The sequence below is a fragment of the Sinorhizobium sp. NFACC03 genome (genome assembly GCF_900103435.1).
Lineage (GTDB): Bacteria > Pseudomonadota > Alphaproteobacteria > Rhizobiales > Rhizobiaceae > Ensifer.
In genome coordinates this window covers 426,657-446,545 of the sequence record NZ_FMXF01000001.1, presented here as the reverse complement: position 1 = coordinate 446,545, position 19,889 = coordinate 426,657, and the positions used below count along the sequence as shown (strand labels likewise).

General features: G+C 63.2%; 16 protein-coding genes. 7 read left to right on the top strand and 9 right to left on the bottom strand.

What is annotated here, in order from left to right:
- Positions 1–8 precede the first annotated feature (8 nt).
- From BLU35_RS02155 to BLU35_RS02145, 3 genes are all read left to right on the top strand, one after another.
- A complete protein-coding gene (locus BLU35_RS02155) occupies positions 9–644 on the top strand; it encodes a 2-dehydro-3-deoxy-6-phosphogalactonate aldolase (RefSeq protein WP_093232036.1) in 636 nt (211 codons plus the stop codon).
- On the top strand, positions 644–1,528 hold the full coding sequence (locus BLU35_RS02150; protein WP_093232035.1) for an SMP-30/gluconolactonase/LRE family protein: 885 nt from the start codon (positions 644–646) through the stop codon (positions 1,526–1,528). Before BLU35_RS02155 ends, BLU35_RS02150 begins: the two co-directional genes overlap by 1 nt.
- Positions 1,529–1,619: 91 nt before the next feature.
- Positions 1,620–3,344 carry an IlvD/Edd family dehydratase gene (locus BLU35_RS02145; RefSeq protein ID WP_058320427.1) on the top strand — a complete coding sequence of 575 codons (1,725 nt, stop codon included), beginning with the start codon at positions 1,620–1,622 and terminating at the stop codon, positions 3,342–3,344.
- A 65-nt stretch (positions 3,345–3,409) separates the two neighbouring features.
- On the opposite strand, the gene BLU35_RS02140 is transcribed toward BLU35_RS02145, so the two are convergent.
- Positions 3,410–4,546, bottom strand: coding sequence for a hypothetical protein (locus BLU35_RS02140; protein WP_058325448.1), 1,137 nt, complete (start codon positions 4,544–4,546; stop codon positions 3,410–3,412).
- A 329-nt stretch (positions 4,547–4,875) separates the two neighbouring features.
- On the opposite strand from BLU35_RS02140, the gene BLU35_RS02135 reads away from it, so the two are divergent.
- Positions 4,876–5,484, top strand: coding sequence for a PRC-barrel domain-containing protein (locus tag BLU35_RS02135; protein ID WP_058320429.1), 609 nt, complete (start codon positions 4,876–4,878; stop codon positions 5,482–5,484).
- A gap of 81 nt (positions 5,485–5,565) precedes the next feature.
- Here the strand turns inward: BLU35_RS02135 and BLU35_RS02130 are convergent, their stop codons facing one another.
- Entirely contained in the window at positions 5,566–7,614 is a 2,049-nt protein-coding gene (locus tag BLU35_RS02130; protein WP_093232034.1) for an NADH:flavin oxidoreductase, read from the bottom strand.
- Positions 7,615–7,653: 39 nt separating this feature from the next.
- Positions 7,654–9,204: a trimethylamine methyltransferase family protein gene (locus BLU35_RS02125; protein WP_093232033.1), complete on the bottom strand. Its 1,551-nt coding sequence runs from the start codon at positions 9,202–9,204 to the stop codon at positions 7,654–7,656.
- Positions 9,205–9,296: 92 nt separating this feature from the next.
- Here BLU35_RS02125 and BLU35_RS02120 point away from each other — a divergent pair, with 92 nt between their 5' ends.
- The gene (locus BLU35_RS02120) at positions 9,297–10,235 is read left to right on the top strand and encodes a LysR substrate-binding domain-containing protein (RefSeq protein WP_093232032.1); all 939 of its coding nucleotides are present in this window, start codon (positions 9,297–9,299) and stop codon (positions 10,233–10,235) included.
- A gap of 5 nt (positions 10,236–10,240) precedes the next feature.
- Here the strand turns inward: BLU35_RS02120 and BLU35_RS02115 are convergent, their stop codons facing one another.
- Positions 10,241–11,548 carry a putative bifunctional diguanylate cyclase/phosphodiesterase gene (locus tag BLU35_RS02115; RefSeq protein ID WP_286161440.1) on the bottom strand — a complete coding sequence of 436 codons (1,308 nt, stop codon included), beginning with the start codon at positions 11,546–11,548 and terminating at the stop codon, positions 10,241–10,243.
- 310 nt (positions 11,549–11,858) lie between these two features.
- Complete coding sequence (locus tag BLU35_RS02110) at positions 11,859–13,583, bottom strand: response regulator (protein WP_093232030.1); 1,725 nt, start codon at positions 13,581–13,583, stop codon at positions 11,859–11,861.
- A 378-nt stretch (positions 13,584–13,961) separates the two neighbouring features.
- Between BLU35_RS02110 and mutL the strand changes: the two genes are divergently transcribed.
- Positions 13,962–15,773 (top strand): DNA mismatch repair endonuclease MutL, encoded by a 1,812-nt coding sequence (mutL, locus tag BLU35_RS02105; RefSeq protein ID WP_093232029.1) that lies wholly within the window; start codon positions 13,962–13,964, stop codon positions 15,771–15,773.
- Between the two features lie 89 nt (positions 15,774–15,862).
- Positions 15,863–16,096 (top strand): DUF2093 domain-containing protein, encoded by a 234-nt coding sequence (locus BLU35_RS02100; RefSeq protein ID WP_093232028.1) that lies wholly within the window; start codon positions 15,863–15,865, stop codon positions 16,094–16,096.
- A 26-nt stretch (positions 16,097–16,122) separates the two neighbouring features.
- Here the strand turns inward: BLU35_RS02100 and lpxK are convergent, their stop codons facing one another.
- The 4 genes from lpxK to BLU35_RS02080 form a co-directional block, all read right to left on the bottom strand.
- The gene (gene lpxK, locus BLU35_RS02095) at positions 16,123–17,163 is read right to left on the bottom strand and encodes a tetraacyldisaccharide 4'-kinase (protein ID WP_093232027.1); all 1,041 of its coding nucleotides are present in this window, start codon (positions 17,161–17,163) and stop codon (positions 16,123–16,125) included.
- Positions 17,164–17,474: 311 nt separating this feature from the next.
- On the bottom strand, positions 17,475–18,179 hold the full coding sequence (locus tag BLU35_RS02090; RefSeq protein WP_057250856.1) for an HAD family hydrolase: 705 nt from the start codon (positions 18,177–18,179) through the stop codon (positions 17,475–17,477).
- Positions 18,180–18,204: 25 nt separating this feature from the next.
- Positions 18,205–19,518 carry a lipid IV(A) 3-deoxy-D-manno-octulosonic acid transferase gene (gene waaA, locus BLU35_RS02085; protein WP_058320436.1) on the bottom strand — a complete coding sequence of 438 codons (1,314 nt, stop codon included), beginning with the start codon at positions 19,516–19,518 and terminating at the stop codon, positions 18,205–18,207.
- 91 nt (positions 19,519–19,609) lie between these two features.
- Positions 19,610–19,846, bottom strand: coding sequence for a DUF4170 domain-containing protein (locus BLU35_RS02080; RefSeq protein WP_057250859.1), 237 nt, complete (start codon positions 19,844–19,846; stop codon positions 19,610–19,612).
- Positions 19,847–19,889 lie beyond the last annotated feature (43 nt).

The window sequence follows — 19,889 nt, the reverse complement described above, 5'->3', positions numbered from 1 at the left end:
ACAAGCTCATGACCCGCATTCCCTTCCCGCCGATGAAGTACCCGCTGATCGCGATCCTGCGCGGCCTCAAGCCCGAGGAGACCGAAGGCGTCGTCGGGGCGCTGATCGAAACCGGCTTCACTGCGATCGAGATCCCGCTGAACTCCCCCGATCCGTTCCGCTCGATCGAGACGGCGGTGAAAATGGCACCGGAAAATTGCCTGATCGGCGCCGGCACGGTGCTGACGACGGCACAGGTGGAGCAGCTTGCCGATGTCGGGGGCCAATTGATGGTCAGCCCGAACGTCGAACCGGCGGTGATTTCGCTTGCGGCACAGAAGGGCATGGTTACCATGCCCGGCGTGCTCACTCCGACCGAGGCGCTTTCAGCCGCGGCAGCGGGCGCGACCGGCCTCAAGTTCTTCCCGGCGAGCGTGCTCGGGCCATCGGGCATTACCGCGATCCGCGCGATCCTGCCGCCCGACCTCGAAATTGCCGCCGTCGGTGGCGTTTCCGATGCCAACTTCGGCGACTACGCCAAGGCCGGCATTCGCAGCTTCGGCCTCGGCTCGAGCCTCTACAAGCCGGGCATGAGCAGCGCCGAAGTCCGCGAACGCGCCGTCGCAACGATCAAGGCCTATGACGCCGTCTACGGAGCACGCTGATGAGCGATACCATTCCTTTTTCCGGCAGCATCCTTTGCGAAGCGACCTCGATTCTCGGGGAAGGCCCGACCTATGACCCCGTCAGCGGCACCGCCTGGTGGTTCAACATCAAGGGCCAGGAACTGCATGAGCTACATCTCGAAACCGGCCGCAAGGCTGTACATAACCTGCCATTCCTCGGCAGCGTGCTTGCCGTCATCGATCCATCCCGGCAACTGATTGCCTCCGATCAGGGGCTTTTCCTCAGGGATACGCAGACAGGCACCTTCAGCCTCCTGACCACGCTTGAGGACAAGCCCGGCAATCGCTCAAACGACGGCCGCGTGCACGCTTCCGGTTCGTTGTGGATCGGCACCATGGGCCGCAGCGCCGAGAAGGGCGCCGGCGCGATCTATCACGTCGCCGGCACGAAGGTGACGAAGCTCTACGACAGGATCACCATTCCCAACAGCATCTGCTTTTCGCCGGATGGGACGATCGCCTACTTCGTCGACACCGACATCAACCACCTGATGCGCGTCGATATCGATGCCGAGACCGGGCTGCCGAAGGGCGAGCCCACCCTGCTTGTCGACAGCAGTGGCGAAGCCGGTGGCATCGACGGCTCCGTGTGCGATGCCGATGGTCTGATATGGAATGCCCGCTGGGGCAGCGGCACGGTCGACGTCTACAGGCCCGACGGTGCACGGATCGCGCGCTACGCGATGCCGGCAACGCAGCCGAGCTGCACAGCCTTCATCGGGGCGAAGGCCGACCGCATGCTGGTGACATCCGCCTGGCAAGACCTGGACGATGCAGCGCGCGCGGCCGATCCGCATGCCGGCAAGACCTTCGATCTCGGCATCAGCGTCAAGGGCCGGTTTGAACCATCGTTCCGCCTCTGAGCGGAAGCGCGACTAACCTCTTGGCGAAGCGCCAATAAAAAGTCATACAATTCGGCCACGCGTTTCATCGCATGGTGAGGAGGAAGCTCGCATGAGCGACAAGAAGAAAGAACTGCGCAGCCGTCACTGGTACGGCGGCACCGACAAGGATGGATTTATCCATCGCTCCTGGATGAAGAACCAGGGATTTCCGGACCACGTTTTCGACGGCCGTCCGATCATCGGTATATGCAACACCTGGTCGGAACTGACGCCCTGCAACAGCCACCTTCGCATCCTTGCCGAAGGGGTGAAGCGTGGCGTCTGGGAAGCCGGCGGCTTCCCGGTCGAGTTCCCGGTCTCCTCGCTCGGCGAGACGCAGATGCGCCCGACCGCGATGCTCTTCCGCAACCTGCTCGCGATGGACGTCGAAGAGGCGATCCGCGCCTATGGCATCGACGGCGTGGTTCTGCTTGGCGGCTGCGACAAGACGACGCCAGGCCAGCTGATGGGTGCGGCCTCCGTCGACCTGCCGACCATCGTCGTCTCCTCCGGACCGATGCTCAACGGCAAATGGAAGGGCAAGGACATCGGCTCCGGCACGGATGTCTGGAAGTTCTCCGAGGCCGTGCGCGCCGGCGAAATGAGCCTGCAGGAATTCATGGCGGCCGAAAGCGGCATGTCGCGGTCGCCGGGCGTGTGCATGACGATGGGCACGGCCACCACCATGGCCTCGATCGTCGAGGCGATGGGCCTGTCGTTGCCGACCAATGCGGCGCTTCCGGCCGTCGACGCCCGCCGCATGGCGCTGTCGCACATGACCGGCAAGCGCATCGTCGAGATGGTGCATGAGGACCTGCGCCTGTCGAAGGTGCTGACCAAGAAGAACTTCGAAAACGGCATCATCGCCAATGCCGCCGTCGGCGGTTCGACCAATGCGGTCGTCCACATGCTGGCGATTGCCGGGCGCGCCGGCGTCGATCTCTGTCTCGAGGATTTCGACCGGGTCGGCAGCCAGGTTCCGTGCATCGTCAACTGCATGCCGTCGGGCAAGTATCTGATCGAAGATCTCGCCTATGCCGGCGGCCTGCCGGCCGTGATGAACCGCATCCAGCATCTGCTGCATGCCGATGCGCCGACGGTCTTCGGCGTGCCGATCAGCAAGTATTGGGAAGATGCCGAGGTCTACAACGACGACGTCATCCGTCCCCTCGATAATCCGCTCAGGGCGGCCGCCGGCATCCGCGTGCTCAAGGGCAACCTTGCGCCGAACGGTGCTGTCATCAAGCCGTCGGCTGCGAGCGAGCATCTGCTCGTACACGAGGGCCCGGCCTATGTCTTCGAAACGATCGAGGAACTGAAGGCGAAGATCGACGATCCTGATCTGCCGGTGACCGAGGACACCATTCTCGTGCTCAAGGGCTGCGGGCCCAAGGGCTATCCGGGCATGGCCGAGGTCGGCAACATGCCGATCCCGCGGCGGCTGGTGGAAAAAGGCGTGCGCGATATGGTGCGCGTTTCGGATGCCCGCATGTCCGGCACCGCCTTCGGCACCGTGGTCTTGCATGTCAGCCCGGAATCGAATGCCGGCGGGCCGCTCGCCATCGTCAAAACCGGCGATCGTATCCGCCTCGACGCGATGAAGGGCGAACTCAACCTGATGATCAGCGAGGAAGAGTTTGCGACGCGCATGGCTGCTTGGCAGGCGCCGCCGCAGAAATGGACGCGCGGCTACTACAAGCTCTACCAGGATACGGTGCTGCAGGCCGACAAGGGCGCAGACCTGGATTTCCTCGTCGGCGGCAGCGGCAGCGAGGTTCTGCGCGAAAGCCACTGACGACGACGCGTCGCAACGGTAATTCGCGAAGTGTTCAGATACCCCGCCACTCCGGCGGGGTATTTTTATCCGGCGAGCGGATGCGAATTGAAGGGGCGTGTTGCAGCCGATGCCGTGACGGGCGAACGCAGACGCGACCAGATCTGAACGCCGTAAAGCGCCAGACCAAGGGCAATGAAGAACTCCTTGTATTCGGTCGGGTCCCAGAGCCGAACGAGCAGTGAAGCCTGCAGGATAAACAGCTCCTGGATGGCAACAATCAGGACGGCGCCGATCGTCAGCACGATGAACTCCCGCCAGTGACCCGCCTTCAACGCGATATCCGCAATCACCAGCAGCATGATCACGGTCATCATCACCATCATCTGCGTCGGCAGCATGCTCCAGTTGTCGCTGTTGAAGGCGGCCATAGGCGCACTTGCCACCAGCACGAGCACGCCCGGCGCGAAGGCGTCGAGCCGGCCAAGGCTCACGCCCTTGCGAAGGTGGAGCCAAATGAAGGGCGCAAGCGTCAGCAGCACGAAACTGCCGGTGTAGTAGAGCAACTCGGAAAAGCCGGTTGAAATGTTGTGCAGGTTCAACTCCTGCTGCTTGTTGACGGCCAGGAGCCCTTCCGGCGTTGAGATGCCGAAGATGCGCTGCATCCAGGATATCTCCTCCATGCCAATCACGAAGAAGCCGGCGCTCAGAAGCGCCGCGGCGCTTGCGGCGATCCACGCAAGCCGCTCTCCCCCGGCGAGGGCTGCACGAAGCTGGCCTGTGGCCGCTGCGGCAAGGAACCCGCTGACGATGAAGATCAGCAGGGCGGACGACCACTCGACCAGGCCGTCCTCGCGCGCCAGGACACTGAAGACGTTCGGATCGATCGCGAAGACCAGTGCCATGAGCGTCGCAAGCGTCCATGTCGCCACGCAGATCCACAGCTCGCGACGCGAGGCCAGCCGGAGCACCGGCTCTCCGAGCCTGGAGACATCGCGGGTGAACCCCTGAACCGCGGCGAGCGACAGGCTGAGCGCGACCCAGGCATGCCAGAGGTTATAGGGCTGAACCTGAGGCGCACGCTCGGAAAAATAGCGAGCGCCGAAAAGGTTGCGCTCGATGGAAACGAGAGCGGCCATCGCCAGGACAGACAGGAGGGAGACCGAAAGAAAGCGCCGCGGCAGAAACATGGTGATGTCGTCCAGGATGACAGGACGAAGCACCTCTGCGTTCTATATCCTGTGTTCAGGGAAGTATCTGCAAGAACAATCAAGAATCCGTCAACGAATAGAAGACCATTATAAACCTCTAAAATACCTGAGTTCAGAATATAAAGACGATTCCCGTGAAAAATTGGCCGGTAATCTCCCGCTAAGTTCCAAAGGACATCGGGGATGAACGCAAGTGCGGCCTTACCCATTGAGATTTTGACTGTTTTTTCCGGAACCGTTTGGGCGCTTAGGCGTTGACGTCATATCACCGGTGCGGTGGATCTGGCGACAGCAGCCAGGCCCGTACCTTGATCTGAAACGTCAAGGAAAGGCAGTTTGACATGACTAAGAAACTCGTAACAACCGTCGCGGCTGGCGCGCTCTTCGCGGGTCTTGCTGTCGCCCCGGTAGCTTACACCCAGGATACGACGCAGCCTCAGCCCGACCAGACGCAGACCATGCAGCCGGCACCGACCACGGAAGCTCCGGCTAACGAGGCTCAGACGACGACGCCTCCGGCCGCAGGTGAAGCACCTGCCGACGTCGCGAAGTCGGATGCCACCTATCTGACCGAGCAGGCGAGCGACCAGATTGCAGCCAGCACCTATATGGGCCAGACCGTCTACAATGCCGGTGACGAGAGCATCGGTGAGATCAACGACCTGATCATCAAGAAGGATGGTGCCGTCGAGGCGGCCGTGATCGGCGTCGGTGGCTTCCTGGGTCTGGGCGAAAAGAATGTTGCGGTCCCGTTTGATCGCATCGCGATCGCCGAACAGCCCAATACGGACGCATTGAAGCTGACAACGACGGAAACCGCCGACACGCTGAAGGCGGCTCCGGAGTTCAAGACAAAGGCGCAGCAGGTGGCCGAGCAGAACGCCAACCAGCCGGTTGACACCTCGACGACCTCTTCGACGGGCACGGCACCGGCTCAGCCGCAGCAGTAATCAGTATCAGGCTGTCTTCAGTGCAACTACAGAGAGCGGCGGTACCCATCGCCGCTCTTTCCTTGTTCAAACGGGCTTTGCTCAGACGAGCACTCCATACCGAAGGGCGTCATAGATGCCCGCATGGATGTTGCGACTGGACACGGCGTCGCCGATCCGGAACATGTCGAAGCCGGCCGCGGGGTTTCGCTGCGGGATCGGGTTCTCGCCGCGAAGCAGGGCCTTGTAATCGACCGCGCCCAGATTGCGCGACAGCGGCTTCAGTTCACGATAGAGCTCATCCATCGGCAACGTACCGTGCTCGACCACGACCTGGGCCACGCGCCGTTCGACGACGGCTTTCTCAGAGAAGTCCGACCCCAGCGTTGCAATCAGCCCATTGCCGTCGCGCCGAACGGATCTGAGCCGCGTGTTGATCGTCACCCGCACATTCTTTTCGGCGAAGGCGGCCGCATAGGGCACATGGTTCATGCCACCGATCTCCGGCGCGAACATGCGCTCGGGCGAAACGATCTCGAGCTCGACGCCGGCACGCGCGATCAGTTCGGCAGCCGTCATGCCGCTATGGGCACCGTTGTCGTCGTAGAGCAGCACCGGGCCTTCCGGCTTCACAGCTCCGGCTATGATATCCCAGCTCGACACGACGAGGTTGTCGCCCGCATCGAGCGCAGGATTTTGCGCAATACCGCCGGTCGCCACCACGACGAGATCAGGGGCACGTTCCTCTATGTCGTCCACCCCGGCAAAGACGTTGTAGTGGATTGGAACGCCCAACCGCTCCAGCTCGGCCAGCCGCCAGTCGATGATGCCGATCAGTTCGCGGCGCCGCGGATTGCGCTGCGCCAGCAATATCTGGCCGCCGGCTGCTCCCGTCGCCTCCAGCACCTCGACCTGGTGGCCGCGCTCGGCAAGCACCCGGGCAGCTTCGAGCCCAGCCGGACCGGCGCCGACGACGACCGCCTTGCGTTTCGGCCCTTCGCTCTTCCGGATGACGTGCGGCACGATCGCCTCGCGCCCGGTGGCCGCATTGTGGATACAGAGCGCCCCGCCGCCTTCATAGATACGGTCGAGACAGTAGGTCGCGCCAACGCAGGGACGGATTTCCGCCTCCCTGCCCTCTTCGATCTTCCGGACGATATGCGGGTCGGCGATATGGGCGCGGGTCATGCCGACCATGTCGAGCTTGCCTTCGGCAATCGCGTGGCGGGCGGTCGCGACATCGGCGATGCGCGCGGCATGAAAGACCGGAAACTTCGTCGCCGCCCTCACCTCGCCGGCGAAATCGAGATGCGGCGATGCGGCCATGCCCTGTATCGGAATGACCTTGGTCAACGGCGCGTCATGATCGATATGGCCTCGAATGATGTTGAGGAAGTCGACCCTGCCGGAACCCGCCAGCCGCCGGGCGATTTCGATGCCCTCCTCCTTTGAGAGCCCCTTGTCCCAATCCTCGTCTGAGACCATGCGGATGCCGACGATGAAATCCGCGCCGACGGAGGCGCGGATTGCGTCGAGCACCATGTTGGTGAACCGCAGCCGGTTGTCGAGCGAGCCGCCGAAATCGTCGTCACGATGGTTCGTCGCCGGTGACCAGAAGCCATCCATCAGGTGGCCGTAGGCCTCGAGCTCGATGCCGTCGAGGCCGGCGGCCTGCATGCGCGCGGCGGCCGCCGCATAGTCGCCGACGATACGCTCGATATCCCAGTCCTCGATCTCCTTGGGAAAGGAGCGGTGCGCGGCTTCACGCACCGGCGATGCGGAGAGAACTGGCAGCCAGTCACCCTTGTTCCAGCCGGTGCGGCGCCCGAGATGGGTAAGCTGGATCATCACCGCGCAATCATGCTCATGACAGTCGTCGGCGATCTTCTTCAGCCACGGCACGATCTCGTCCGAATAGGCGTAGAGATTGCCGAAGGCCGGCGGCGAATCCTCAGACACGATCGCCGAGCCCGCGGTCATCGTCAGCGCCATGCCGCCCTTGGCCTTTTCCAGGTGATAAAGCCGGTAGCGATCCTTCGGCATGCCGTCTTCGGAATAGGCCGGCTCATGCGCCGTCGACATGATCCGGTTCTTGAGCGTCAGATGCTTGAGGCGATAGGGCTGGAGCAGCGGGTCTTTCGACGATGTCATTTCCTGTTCCTTGAAAGGCGATCGAGCATGCCGGTTTCGTCAGTACCAGGCATCCGCCATGCTCTCCTTGCGGCGCGTGACATAATCGATCAGCGCCTCGTCGAGTGCCACATCCAGCGGCGGCGCTTCGTATTCGGCAAGCGTCTTCTTCCAGGCGCGGTTGGCGCGTGTTGCCATATCGGTCTCGCCCTCCTCGACCCACTTCTCGAACGGTTCGTTGTCGGAGAGCGCCGAATCCCAGAAGGCCGTCTGGTAATTGCGCATGGTGTGATCGCAACCGAGGAAGTGGCTGCCGGGACCGACCTGCAGGAAGGCGTCCATCGCCAGCGTGTTGTCGTCGACGACGACGCCGGCGAGATAGGAATGCAGCGCGCCGCAGAAGTCCGTGTCCATGACAAACTTCTCGTAGGACATGGCGAGCAGCCCATCGACGAAACCGGCCGAATGCAGAATGAAATTGGCGCCGCAATGCACCGCCGACAGCATCGACATCGCGCCTTCCTGCATCGCCTGCGCGTCGGGCAGCTTCGAATTGGAGAAATTGCCGGCACAGCGCAGCGGCAGGCCGAGCCGGCGCGCAAGCTGGCCGACGACCATACTGCCGATCGCCGGCTCCGGCGTGCCGAAAGTCGGCGAGCCCGAACGCAGCGACATGGACGACAGGAAATTGCCGAAGATCACCGGTGCCCCCTTGCGTTCGAGTTGGGTCAAGGCACAGCCGGCGAGCGTCTCGGCATAGGATTGGGCAATGGCGCCGGCATTGGTGACCGGGCCCATGGCGCCGCCGAGAATAAAGGGCACGATGACCGCGGCCTGGTTTGCCCGCGCATAGGCGCGCAGCGACCTCGTCATCGTCCCGTCCCAGACGAGCGGCGAGTTGACGTTGACGTTGCCGAGGATGACGCAGTTCCGGTCGACGAAATCGCGACCGAAAAGAATGCGCGCCATCTCGATCGAATCCTCGGCCCGCTCTTCGGCCGTGATCGAGCCCATGAAGGCGCGGTCGGAATACTTGATATGGCTGTAGACCATGTCGAGGTGGCGCTTGTTGACGGGCACATCGACCGGCTCGCAGATGGTGCCGCCGGAATGGTGCAGCCAAGGGCTCGACTGCGCCAGCTTGATCAGGTTGCGAAAGTCCTCGATCGTGCCATAGCGCCGGCCCTTGTCGAGATCCATGACGAAGGGCGACCCATAGGCCGGGGAGAAGACGACGTTGTTGCCGCCGATCTCGACATTGCGGGCGGGATTGCGGGCATGCTGGGTGAACTGCCGTGGTGCCGAGGCGACGATTTCCTTGAGCATGCCGGGCTCGAAGGTTACGCGCACGCCATCAATCTTGGCGCCGGCCCGCTTCCAATGGTCGAGCGCTTCGGGGTCGTCGCGGAACTCGATGCCGACCTCGGCAAGGATACGATCGGCGACCGCTTCGATCCGCAGCAGGCTCTCTTCGCCGAGGATATCGTAGGTCGGGATGTTGCGGACGATGTAGGGAACGCCGAGGCTTCGGCCCGCGCCTTCGCGCCGTTGCGGTCTTGAGCCCCGCGTCCGTCTCGGTGCCGCCTCGCCTGCTGCCAGTACTGTGTCCATTCTCACGTCCTCCCATCACCTGAGATGATGCTATTGACGAAAAACTCCATTGTAACGCTGGAAAAATTCGAGCCATGCGATAAGCATGATTTATGGAAAACCTGCGCCGCCTGCTTCCCTCCGCCGCAAGCCTCATCGTTTTCGAGGCGGCCGGCCGTCACCAGAACTTCACCCGAGCCGCAAGCGAGCTCGGCATGACGCAGGCGGCGGTCTCCTACGCCATCCGCGGCCTCGAAGACCAGCTGGGCGTGCCGCTGTTTCACCGCGTGCACCGGGCGGTGGAACTGACCGAGGCGGGGGAGAAATTTCACGCCGACGTGTCGGTCGGTCTGTCGCGCATTCAGAAGTCGGCGGAGGAAATCCGCGCCAAGGGCCGCGAAACCAACGTAACGCTTGCGGCGTCGACCGCCTTTGCCTCGATGTGGATGCTGCCGCGCCTCAACCGCATGCGCGAGGACCTGCCGGAGATCGACCTCCGCATCCAGACGAGCGTGCGCGATCTCGATCTTGAGGAGGATCCGATTCCGCTCGGCATCCGCGGCGGCGACCCCAGCCACTGGCCGCGCTATCATGCCGCCCAGCTCGCCGAGGAGGTCGTCAACGCCGTCGCAACGCCGGCCTATATCGAGGAGCACGGGCTGCCGGGGACCGCAGCCGACCTGCAGCGGCACAACCTCATTCATCTCGAGGAACCGGTGCGACGGGCCTGCGACTGGACCGAATGGTTTGCGAGCGCCGGCCTCACCTATCCCAAGCAGGCACGCCGCCTGACGATCAACGATTATGTTCTGGTCATGCAGGCGGTGCTCGCGGGCGAAGGCGTGGCGCTCGGCTGGGAACACCTGATCAACCCGCAGATCCGCTCCGGCGCCCTGATGCCGGTCGCCGGACACGTGCTCAAGACCGGTCTCGCCTTTTATGTCGTCTGGCCGCGGTCACGCGAACTCAACGCCCAGGCAAAACGGGTCCGCGACTGGTTGTTGGAAGAGGGGCGGCGGGATCGCGTGGCGCTCTCGGGAACCGGTGAATAGACCGATCAGGCCTGGACCGAAACACCGCTATAACGATCGGAAAGGTACCGCATCGTCGCCACGGCATCGGCCGGTTTTCCATAGAAGTAGCCCTGCCCGAGGCCGCAACCGAGCGCCTTCAGCTTCAAGGCTTCGGAAAAGTCCTCGATGCCTTCAGCGACGACTTCCAGTTCGAGGCCCTCGCACATCGAGACGATCGCCTTGATGATGTGTTCCGAAGCACGGTCGGCGGAAATGCGCGAGACGAAGGCGCGATCGATCTTGACCTTGTCGAAGGAAAAATCGCGAAGGCGACCCAGGCTCGACTGCCCGGTGCCGAAGTCGTCGAGCGAGACGCGCACGCCGGCGGCACGCAGTTCCGCAACGATCTTCTGGGCGATGTCGGCATCGGCCATGACAGCCGTCTCGGTGATCTCCAATTCCAATCGCCTGGGATCGAGGCCGATCTGATGGATGATCGACAGCAACCGGTGGCTGGTCGCCGGATCCATGAGCTGCGCCGAGGAGAGATTGAAGGAGAGGAAAAGCTCCTTCGGCCAGGAGAGCGCCGCATGCGCCGCCTTGCGCAACAGCACTTCGGCGAGAGATTCGATAAACCCGCGCTCCTCGGCCAGCGGCACGAAAACAGCCGGGGAAACATAGCCGAGATCGGCATCGCACCAGCGCGCCAGGGCTTCGAAACCGACGACCGCATCATTGCGCAGATCGACGATCGGCTGGAAATGCACGTCGACCTCGTTGGCGATGATGGCATTGCGCAGCGCCTGCTCGAGCTGCGTCGCGCGCTTCATCTCCTGAGCGATTTCCTGCGAATAGACGGTGATCTGCCCACGGCCGCGACGCTTCGAGCGATAGAGCGCTGTATCGGCGCTCTTCAGCAGATCCTCGAACACTTCCCCGGCAAAGGGGTAGACGGCAAAACCGAAGGATGCGGACAGACGCACATGGCGGTCGCCGAGATCGAAGGGCGCCGACAGCACCTCCTTCAACATCTGCCCGACCTTCTCCGCCCCCTTGCGCTCGAAGACGAGCGGCAGGACGAAGGCGAACTCGTCACTTTCCGAACGGGTGATCGTCGCCCCCTCGGGCGCGCAGGCTTTCAGCCGGTAGGCCACTTGGCAGAGGATCTCGTCACCAGCCGCCGGCCCGAACAGGTCATTGATCGGCTTGAAACCATCGATATTGGCAAGGCCGATGGTGAAGGGCGCGGGATCGCTGGCACGCTCCCTGGCGAGATCCAGCACGGTCTGGCGCAGGCATCGGGAATTACCGAGCCCCGTCAATAGATCGATATTGCCCGTCACGGCGGGCATCTCGAGGCCGATGCGATGATAGGGGGTCTCAACCGCCGTCATTGCCGCGTCTCCGCAGCTCGGTCAGCAGAATGCGGGCGACGACGCTCCGCTGCCGGCGAAACCACACGCCACGGCGCGAACCGGCAATGTCGTTCCGACACGGTCCGGACATGGGCAACGGGATGGGCGCAATGCATTCGGGCGGGCTCTACACTTTAACGGCAATTCGGTGCAGACGATCGCAATCGGCGGTTAACAATCCGATATCGCTCTTCTCCTAGATCTGCCATTAGCCTCCCCAATTCTAGCGAGTTGACACGTCTTTCATTCAACCTGCCGTTCGCATCGCCTTTGCCGGCATGAATTTTCTAAGCACCGCCTCGATCATGTCGGGGCTCACGGGCTTCATGATATGGTCGTCCATGCCCGATGCCTTGCACTGCTGCAGGTCGATATCCAGTGCCTGCGCGGTGACCGCGATGATCGGCGTTTTCTGTCCCCTGGTGTTTTCTGCCGACCGGATGGCGACCGTGGCATCGAAGCCGTTCATGATCGGCATCGAGACGTCCATCAGCACGAGGGCCGGTTGCAGTTCGTGCCAGAGCTCGACGGCCTCGCGGCCGTTGGCGGCGATGCGATGCGAGACGCCGAGCCCCTCCAGGATTTGCGTGAACACGAACTGGTTGATCTGATTGTCTTCGGCAACGAGCACGTCGACCTGCGGCGTCGGCGGCGGTGCAGCAATCCCCTCGCCTTCAAACGACAACGACCAATCGGGCTGCAGCGTCGGAGACGCCGTAGTCCGATCGGAGCAGACGCGGAACACTTCGGCCAGCACCGCAGCGCCGTCCTGCTGCGCGGAAAGCGGAAGGACCGGGCAATGACGCCAGGCCGAAACGATCTGCTGCCTCTCGGAAAACGCCAGGTCGAGAAGCAGGACATCGAGCTTGATGCCGGCGTCCTCGACCGCATGTCCGAAGGCACGAAGCTCACCCGCATCGCGAACAGCGCAGGCGTCGAGCCCGGAGCCACGCAGACGCGCGACCAGCCGGTCTTCCATCGCCCGGTCGGCCGTGGCAACCAGGACACGAAGTCCGCGGGCCGGCAAGGTCTCGATCATCGATCCCGCTTCCACGAGTTGCTGGACGTTCAGCGCCCGGAACGGGTCGTAGAAATTCTGCGCGGCAGCGAAGATGCTGTAATCGCGGATCTGCAGGCCGACCTCGGCCGGAGGTTCATCGCTACTCTGATGCAAGTCGGCAATATCGGTCACGTCGTTCATACAAGTCACGACGAAATGACGGCCGGGCATGCCGACGCGGTACTTGCGCGTGAGCACCCAGAGATCGCTGCCATCGGCGCGCACGATGTGCTCGGCCTGCGAGTATGGCTTGCCGGTCTCGAGCACCATCCGGTCGGACTGCTCGAAACGTTCGGCGAGCTCGCTTTCGACCAGATCCCAGGCGGAACGGCCGAGAATGGCATCCTGCTGCAGATCATGGATCAGGCAGAAGGCCTTGTTGACGGCGATATAGTTGAGGTTGCGATCCTTGACGCAGATCGGATTAGGCTGGGCATCGAGGATCTGTTCGGTCAGCTCGACGCGCTCCAGGTCCGTCTGAAGCTGCTCGTCGCGCTTCTTCTGATCGGAAACGTCACTGATCGACAGGATGCCGATGCCGCTCGATAGCCGACGCTTGCGCATCGAAACCCAGCGGGTACGGCCGGCGCGCTCGACGCTTTCGTAACGTTCGCGCCAGTGCAGCGCCATATGCTCGGCAATCCAGTCCTCGCGATTGGTGCGGCGGCGGCTGCTTTCCGGAACGGTGCCCGGGCGAACGCCGGTGTCATAGACGGCGCCGAGAAAATCTCGCAGACGCGTGCCCGGCATCAGGATTTCCGACGGCACAGGGAAGAACTGCAGCATCGTCCGGCTGGCAAAGAGAATGGTGTCGTCCCGACTGCAGACAAGCACAGCGATGCCGAGCCCGTCGCAGCTCGACTCCAGAATGATCCGGTTGATGTCCGCGCCGTTCGACGCCCCATCGCTCATTGCGCTGTCCTCACTCGCCTACCGCATGCTTCAATCGTCCCCGATCTGAGGAAACATGCGGCCATTCACAGTGCTACAGCGACCTCAGCGCGCCTAGTAGGACGCGCGGCGCTGCGGCGGCGGTTCATTTCGGGACATGCTGGGAAGGCCTTGGCAGGCGTCTCTTCGAGCGGTGGGAGTACGGCGTCCAGCTACGCCGCAATGCTCAAAAGACAAAACCCGTGATCATTCAGGTTGTTGTGGAAAATCGCAGCAGAGTGTTAAGGGGCGATTAAACCGCCCGCTCATTTTTCCGCATCGAAGACCGCGTTCATTTGAGGCCGGGGACGAGGCGCCATTTCCCCTTTCGTTTCCTAAGCGAATCCGGGAAAATGGGACATGGCCATCAAGCAACTTTCAGAAACCCTCATCAACCAGATCGCCGCCGGCGAAGTCATCGAACGCCCCGCCAGCGCCGCCAAGGAGCTGATCGAGAACGCGCTCGACGCCGGCGCCACGCGCATCGAAATCGCGACCGCAGGCGGCGGCAAGACGCTCCTGCGCGTGACCGACAATGGCTCAGGCATGACGCCCAACGATCTCGAACTGGCGGTGCGCCGGCACTGTACGTCGAAGCTCGACGACAGCCTATTCGACATCCGCACGCTCGGCTTTCGGGGCGAGGCGCTGCCTTCGATCGGCTCGGTCGCTCGCCTCTCGATCACCACGCGCACGGCCGGCGCCAGCGAAGGCGCGGTCATCGCCGTCACCGGCGGCAAGACCGATCCGGTCCGCCCGTCGCCCGCCAACACCGGCACGGTCGTCGAGGTCCGCGACCTCTTCTTCGCGACGCCGGCGCGGCTGAAATTCATGAAGTCCGAGAAGGCGGAAGCGGCGGCGATCTCCGAGATCGTACGCCGCATGGCGATCGCCTTCCCTGCGGTTCGCTTCGTGCTCTCAGGCAGCGACCGCTCGACGCTGGAATTCCCGGCGACCGGCGACGATCGTCTGGCGCGCATGGCCCAGGTGCTCGGCAAGGATTTCCGCGACAACGCGATCGAAATCGATGCGACACGCGAAGATGTCGGGCTCACCGGCTTTGCCGGCGTGCCGACCTACAATCGCGGCAACTCGCTGCAGCAATATGTCTTCGTCAATGGCCGCCCGGTGCAGGACAAGCTGTTGCTGTCGGCGATCCGGGCCGCCTATTCCGAAACGATCCCGAGCGGCCGCTATCCGGTCGCGGTGCTGTCGATCGCGCTCGACCCGGCGCTCGTCGACGTCAACGTGCATCCGGCGAAATCCGATGTGCGCTTCCGCGACCCGGGCCTCATCCGCGGGCTGATCATCGGTGCCATCCGCGAGGCGCTGACGCGCGAAGGCGACCGGGCGGCAACCACCGGCGCCAGTGGTCTGATGCGGGCCTTCCGACCGGAGTCCTATCGGCCGCAGGCGCCGTGGACGCCGGAAACTTCGCCATCACGACCCATGCAATTCGAGACGGTGAACGGCCGCTTCTCCGAACAGCCGCAGGCGAGCTTCGCTGCCTTTGCGGCACCATCGGCACGGACTGGCGCCCCGTCCGAGCGTGAGGCAGCGGTCGCGCAACAGGAAACGCCGTCACCGCCATCCTTCCCGCTCGGCGCGGTCAGGGCGCAGCTCCATGAGAACTACATCGTCGCCCAGACGAATGACGGCCTCGTCATCGTCGACCAGCATGCCGCCCACGAGCGTCTGGTGTTCGAGACGATGCGCACGGCACTGCATTCACGGCCCGTCGCGGCGCAAGCTTTGCTGATCCCGGAAATCGTCGATCTGGCCGAAGACGATTGCGACCGGCTGATGGCGCATGCGGCGGAGTTCGCCCGCCTTGGCCTTGCCATCGAACGCTTCGGCCCGGGCGCGATCGCCGTGCGCGAGACGCCTGCCATGCTCGGCGAAATGGATGCCGTCGGCCTGGTGCGCCAGCTTGCCGACGAACTTGCCGAATGGGACACCGCCAACGGCCTGACAGGCCGGCTCGAATATCTTGCCGCGACGATGGCCTGCCATGGATCGGTGCGCTCCGGCCGACGCATGCGCACCGAGGAAATGAACGCTTTGCTGCGGCAGATGGAGGCGACGCCCGGCTCCGGCCAATGCAACCACGGGCGGCCGACCTATATCGAGCTCAAGCTTTCCGATATTGAACGGCTGTTCGGCCGAAGCTGATCGCGCGCGGCGGCGAAATGCGGCTGGCATTTTGCCGGATGGCGAGCTAGACCAGAGAACAGACCACAGAGATGCAATAGGCAACGAACATGATGAACCGGTTTGAAGGAAGCGCGTCGCGCGAGGCGAAAATCCGTTATCTCGACGGCGACTTTCAGATCATTCTCGCCGGCTCGCATGTGATCTGCGCGATGACCGGCAAGACCATTCCCGTCGACGAGCTGCGCTACTGGAGCGTCACCCGGCAGGAAGCCTATGTCGATGCGGAAGCCTCGCTCGAGGCGGAAAAGCGCGCCGGCGCGCTGCCGAACCAGCGCCGCTGAGGCTCAGCCCAGCTTCTCCGAAGTGATTACTTGCCCGCGCCTTCGCGCAGCTTTCGCGCGCGAGCGGCAGCAAGTGCTGTCTCGATAATCTTCTTGGGCGCCATAGGGTCGTCGAAGCGCACGTCGATCTCGATCACCCGGCTTGCCGAGGCCAGCTCGGCTGCGCGGCCATGACCGGGCTCGAGCCGGACCATGTCCTTGGCGGTCGTGACAAGCGTGCAGCCCAAAGCCGCCGCTCGGTCGAGCAGGTCGGCGATCTCGTCGTCGGAGAAATGGTGATGATCCGGAAAGCTGCGGGTTTCCTCGACGACAGCACCGGTCTCGCGCACCGTGCGATAGAATTTCTCCGGATCGGCGATACCGGCCCAGGCAAGGACCTTGGCGCCTTTCAGCGACCCGTCGTCGAGCCTCACCACATCGGCCTCGTAGATCTGCTTTCCGGCACGGGCTGCGCGGCGGATCAGGGCATCGGCCTCCGTGCCGCCGCCGATCTTCAGCAATGCCGTGGCGTGCCGAAGTTGATTGGGCAGCGGCGCCCGCACCGGGCCCGCCGGCACCAGATAGCCGTTGCCGATGCCACGGCGCGAGTCGATGACCAAAAGCGCAAAGTCGAAGGCCAGACGCGCGCTTTGGAAGCCGTCGTCCATGATGATGATATCGACACCTTCCTTCACCAGCCGGCGGGCGCCATCGACACGGCGGCGGCAGACGACGGTCAACGCCTCACGCGCCAGAAGCAGCGGCTCGTCACCGACGTCGCGGGCACGGTGATGCTCCGGATCGACGACGGTCGTCACGTCGAGCGAGCCGCCATAGCCGCGGCTCAGGAACCCGGGTTTCAACCCTTTCTGACGGATGACGCGGGCAAGCGCGATCGCGGTCGGCGTCTTGCCGGCACCGCCGACGGTGAAATTACCGATGCAGATGACCGGAACCGGAACCGAGGCTCGATGGGCTCGGTCCATGCGCAGGCCGGCAATCCGGCCATATACCCATGAAAACGGCCACAACGCGCGCGCACGCCAATCCGCCTTTGTCCACCAGAATGGTGGCGCTTCCGATACCATCTTCGTTCCGTGCCCCAGCCGGTGTCGTCCATCCGCTCCGGGAGGACATATGTCGTTCTTGCCGCCGGAAACCGACGGATCGCCCAAAAAACGTCAGAATGTGAAAAAACGCAAGCTATGGATACGATTGCAGCAACCTGGGCCGGCGGCCGCGCGGCAGAATGGCCTGCCGACAGACACGTGCTTCACGCTTTTCCCGGATTGGCGACTAGAGCATCCCGCTTTCAAGTGGAATCACGTGACAGCGGAAAGACGCTCTAGAAACAAAGTACTAGAGCGTCCTTAGTGCGTTCATCTGAACACACGGCGCTCTAGAGGACAGCCTCAAGTTCGGTGATGTCGGCAAGGCAATGGTCCGAGGCCGCCGCGAGCGACTGGCGCGAACCGGTCCCGGTCAGCACCGCGACCGTCATGCCGACGCCGGCACTGCGGCCCATGTGCATGTCGTGATTGTTGTCGCCGACGACGACGACCTGATGCGGCTCCAAGCCTGTTGCGGCACAAAAGCCGAGCACCATGCCAGGCTCCGGCTTGACGCCGTAGCCGCTGTCATAACCCGCTACATAATGCAGGTAACCATCGAAACCGAAGCGTTTGGCGGTCTCGCGGATCGATTTTTCGTTGTCGCTGGAGGCGACCCCAAGCCGATAGCCCTTGGCATGCAGACCGGCGAAGAATGTGCCAAGATCGGTGACCGGGACGGCATATTCCGCCGAGCGCGCGAACAGGCTGTCGAACAGGGTGGTGAGATCCGCCACGGTAAAGGGCGCGCCCGCCCCCACGAAACCGGTCGCGATCTCAACCGTGTTGCCCGCCGCAAGCAGGCTGTCAGGCAGTACATGGCCGGTGTCGGCGTCCATGCCGCCCGCTTTCAGCAATACGCGGGCCAATGCCTCATCACCCTTGGCCGCAAGCCGTGCCAGCTCATAGTTCACCGGCACCCAGCTCTTTGCGTAGTCGAGCAGGGTTCCGTCCTTGTCGAACAGGATGCCGGCTATGGCCTTGGGTGCGGTCATGATGAGGGATCGTCTCCTGTTTGTGTCAGCTTTCGGTCGGGGGATTGAGACGCGCCTTGACGATGAGCGGATTGATATAGGGCTCGAGCCCCTTCATCGTCGCCGACAGAGCGCCGCGCATCTCTTGCACGGTTTCGAGGCCGGCATCGATCATCGAGCGACGCATGTCGTCGTTGGCGAGCAGATAGTTGACGCCCTTCGCCAGCATCTCGACGTCGCGCACGATCTTGGCGCTGCCGTTCTTTGCAAGCGTCTGATAAGTCTCGCGAAAATTTTGCACATTGCCGCCGGACAGGATAGCGCAGCCGAGCATCGCCGGCTCCAGCGGGTTCTGGCCGCCTTCGGCAAAGAGCGAGCGGCCGACAAAGGCGACTTCGGTCAGGCGCAGATAGAGGCCCATTTCACCGATGGTGTCGCCGAGGAAGACATCGACATCCGGCGTCAGCGGATCACGCCGCGTGCGGCGCGCGACCTTCAGGCCCTTGGCCGTCAGCGCCGCCTCGATCGCATCACTGCGCTCGGGATGGCGCGGCACGATGATCGTCAGGAGGCCGGTCCGTTCCTTCAGCGCGCGGTGCACGACGCCGGCCGCGTTTTCCTCGCCGTCGAAGGTCGAGATCGCCGCCCAGGTCTTCCGCGTGCCGATCTGCTGCTCATACTCCTTCAGCGCCAGCGGATCATGCGGCGGCGCATCAGTGTCGACCTTCAGATTGCCGGAGACCATGACCGGCAGCGCGCCGAGCGTGCGGAAGCGCTCCGCATCGACGTCGGACTGTGCGATGACCAGCGCCAGGTTTTCAAAAAGCGCGTCGGCAAGCGCCGGCCGCCGCTTCCACCGGGCGAAGGTGCGATCGGACAGACGGCCGTTCACCAGAACCTGCGGAATATGGCGCCGGCCGAGCTCCAGGATGGTCATCGGCCAGATTTCGGACTCGGCGATGATCGCGAGATCCGGCTCCCAATAGTTCAGAAACCGGCTGACCGCCGGCTTGAAATCGAGCGGGACATACTGGTGGATGACGCCTGTTCCCAGGCGCTGGGCAACGACACGTGCCGAGGTCATCGTACCCGTCGTCAGCACGACATTGATGCCGCGCCTGCGGATTTCCTTGATCAATGGGATGACCGCATTGGTCTCGCCGACACTGGCGGCGTGAAACCAGACGAGCGGGCCTTGCGGCCGTGGTGCGCTCGCATGGCCGTAGCGCTCGCGACGGCGAGCCGGATCCTCCTTGCCCTTCGCCGCGCGAATGGCAAGGTAGGACCAAACCAGGGGATAGATGGCCGAGCCGATCCAGCGATAGCTGGAGAGCGCCAGGCGCGCGCGAAAGCTGCTCATGACGAGACACCTTCCCCAGCCGTCTCAGCGGCGAGAAACTTAGGGGCGACTGGCATGCGGGTTTGCGCCGCGCATCCCGACCTCATCGGCATCAGCCGTTTTCCGGGTCGAGCAGACGATGCATGTGGACGATGAAATAGCGCATGTGAGCGTTGTCGACGGTCATCTGCGCCTTGGATTTCCAGGCAACGAGAGCGCTATCGTAGTCCGGGTAGATGCCGACGATATCGAGCTTGTCCAGATCGCGGAAGTGGACGTCCGTCAGCGTGGTGAGTTCACCGCCAAAGACGAGGTGCAGACGTTGTTTCTTCTCGGATTCGTGAGCCATCGGAATTCCATTTTTCTTTTTGGGTATGGGCGTTGATTTGAGG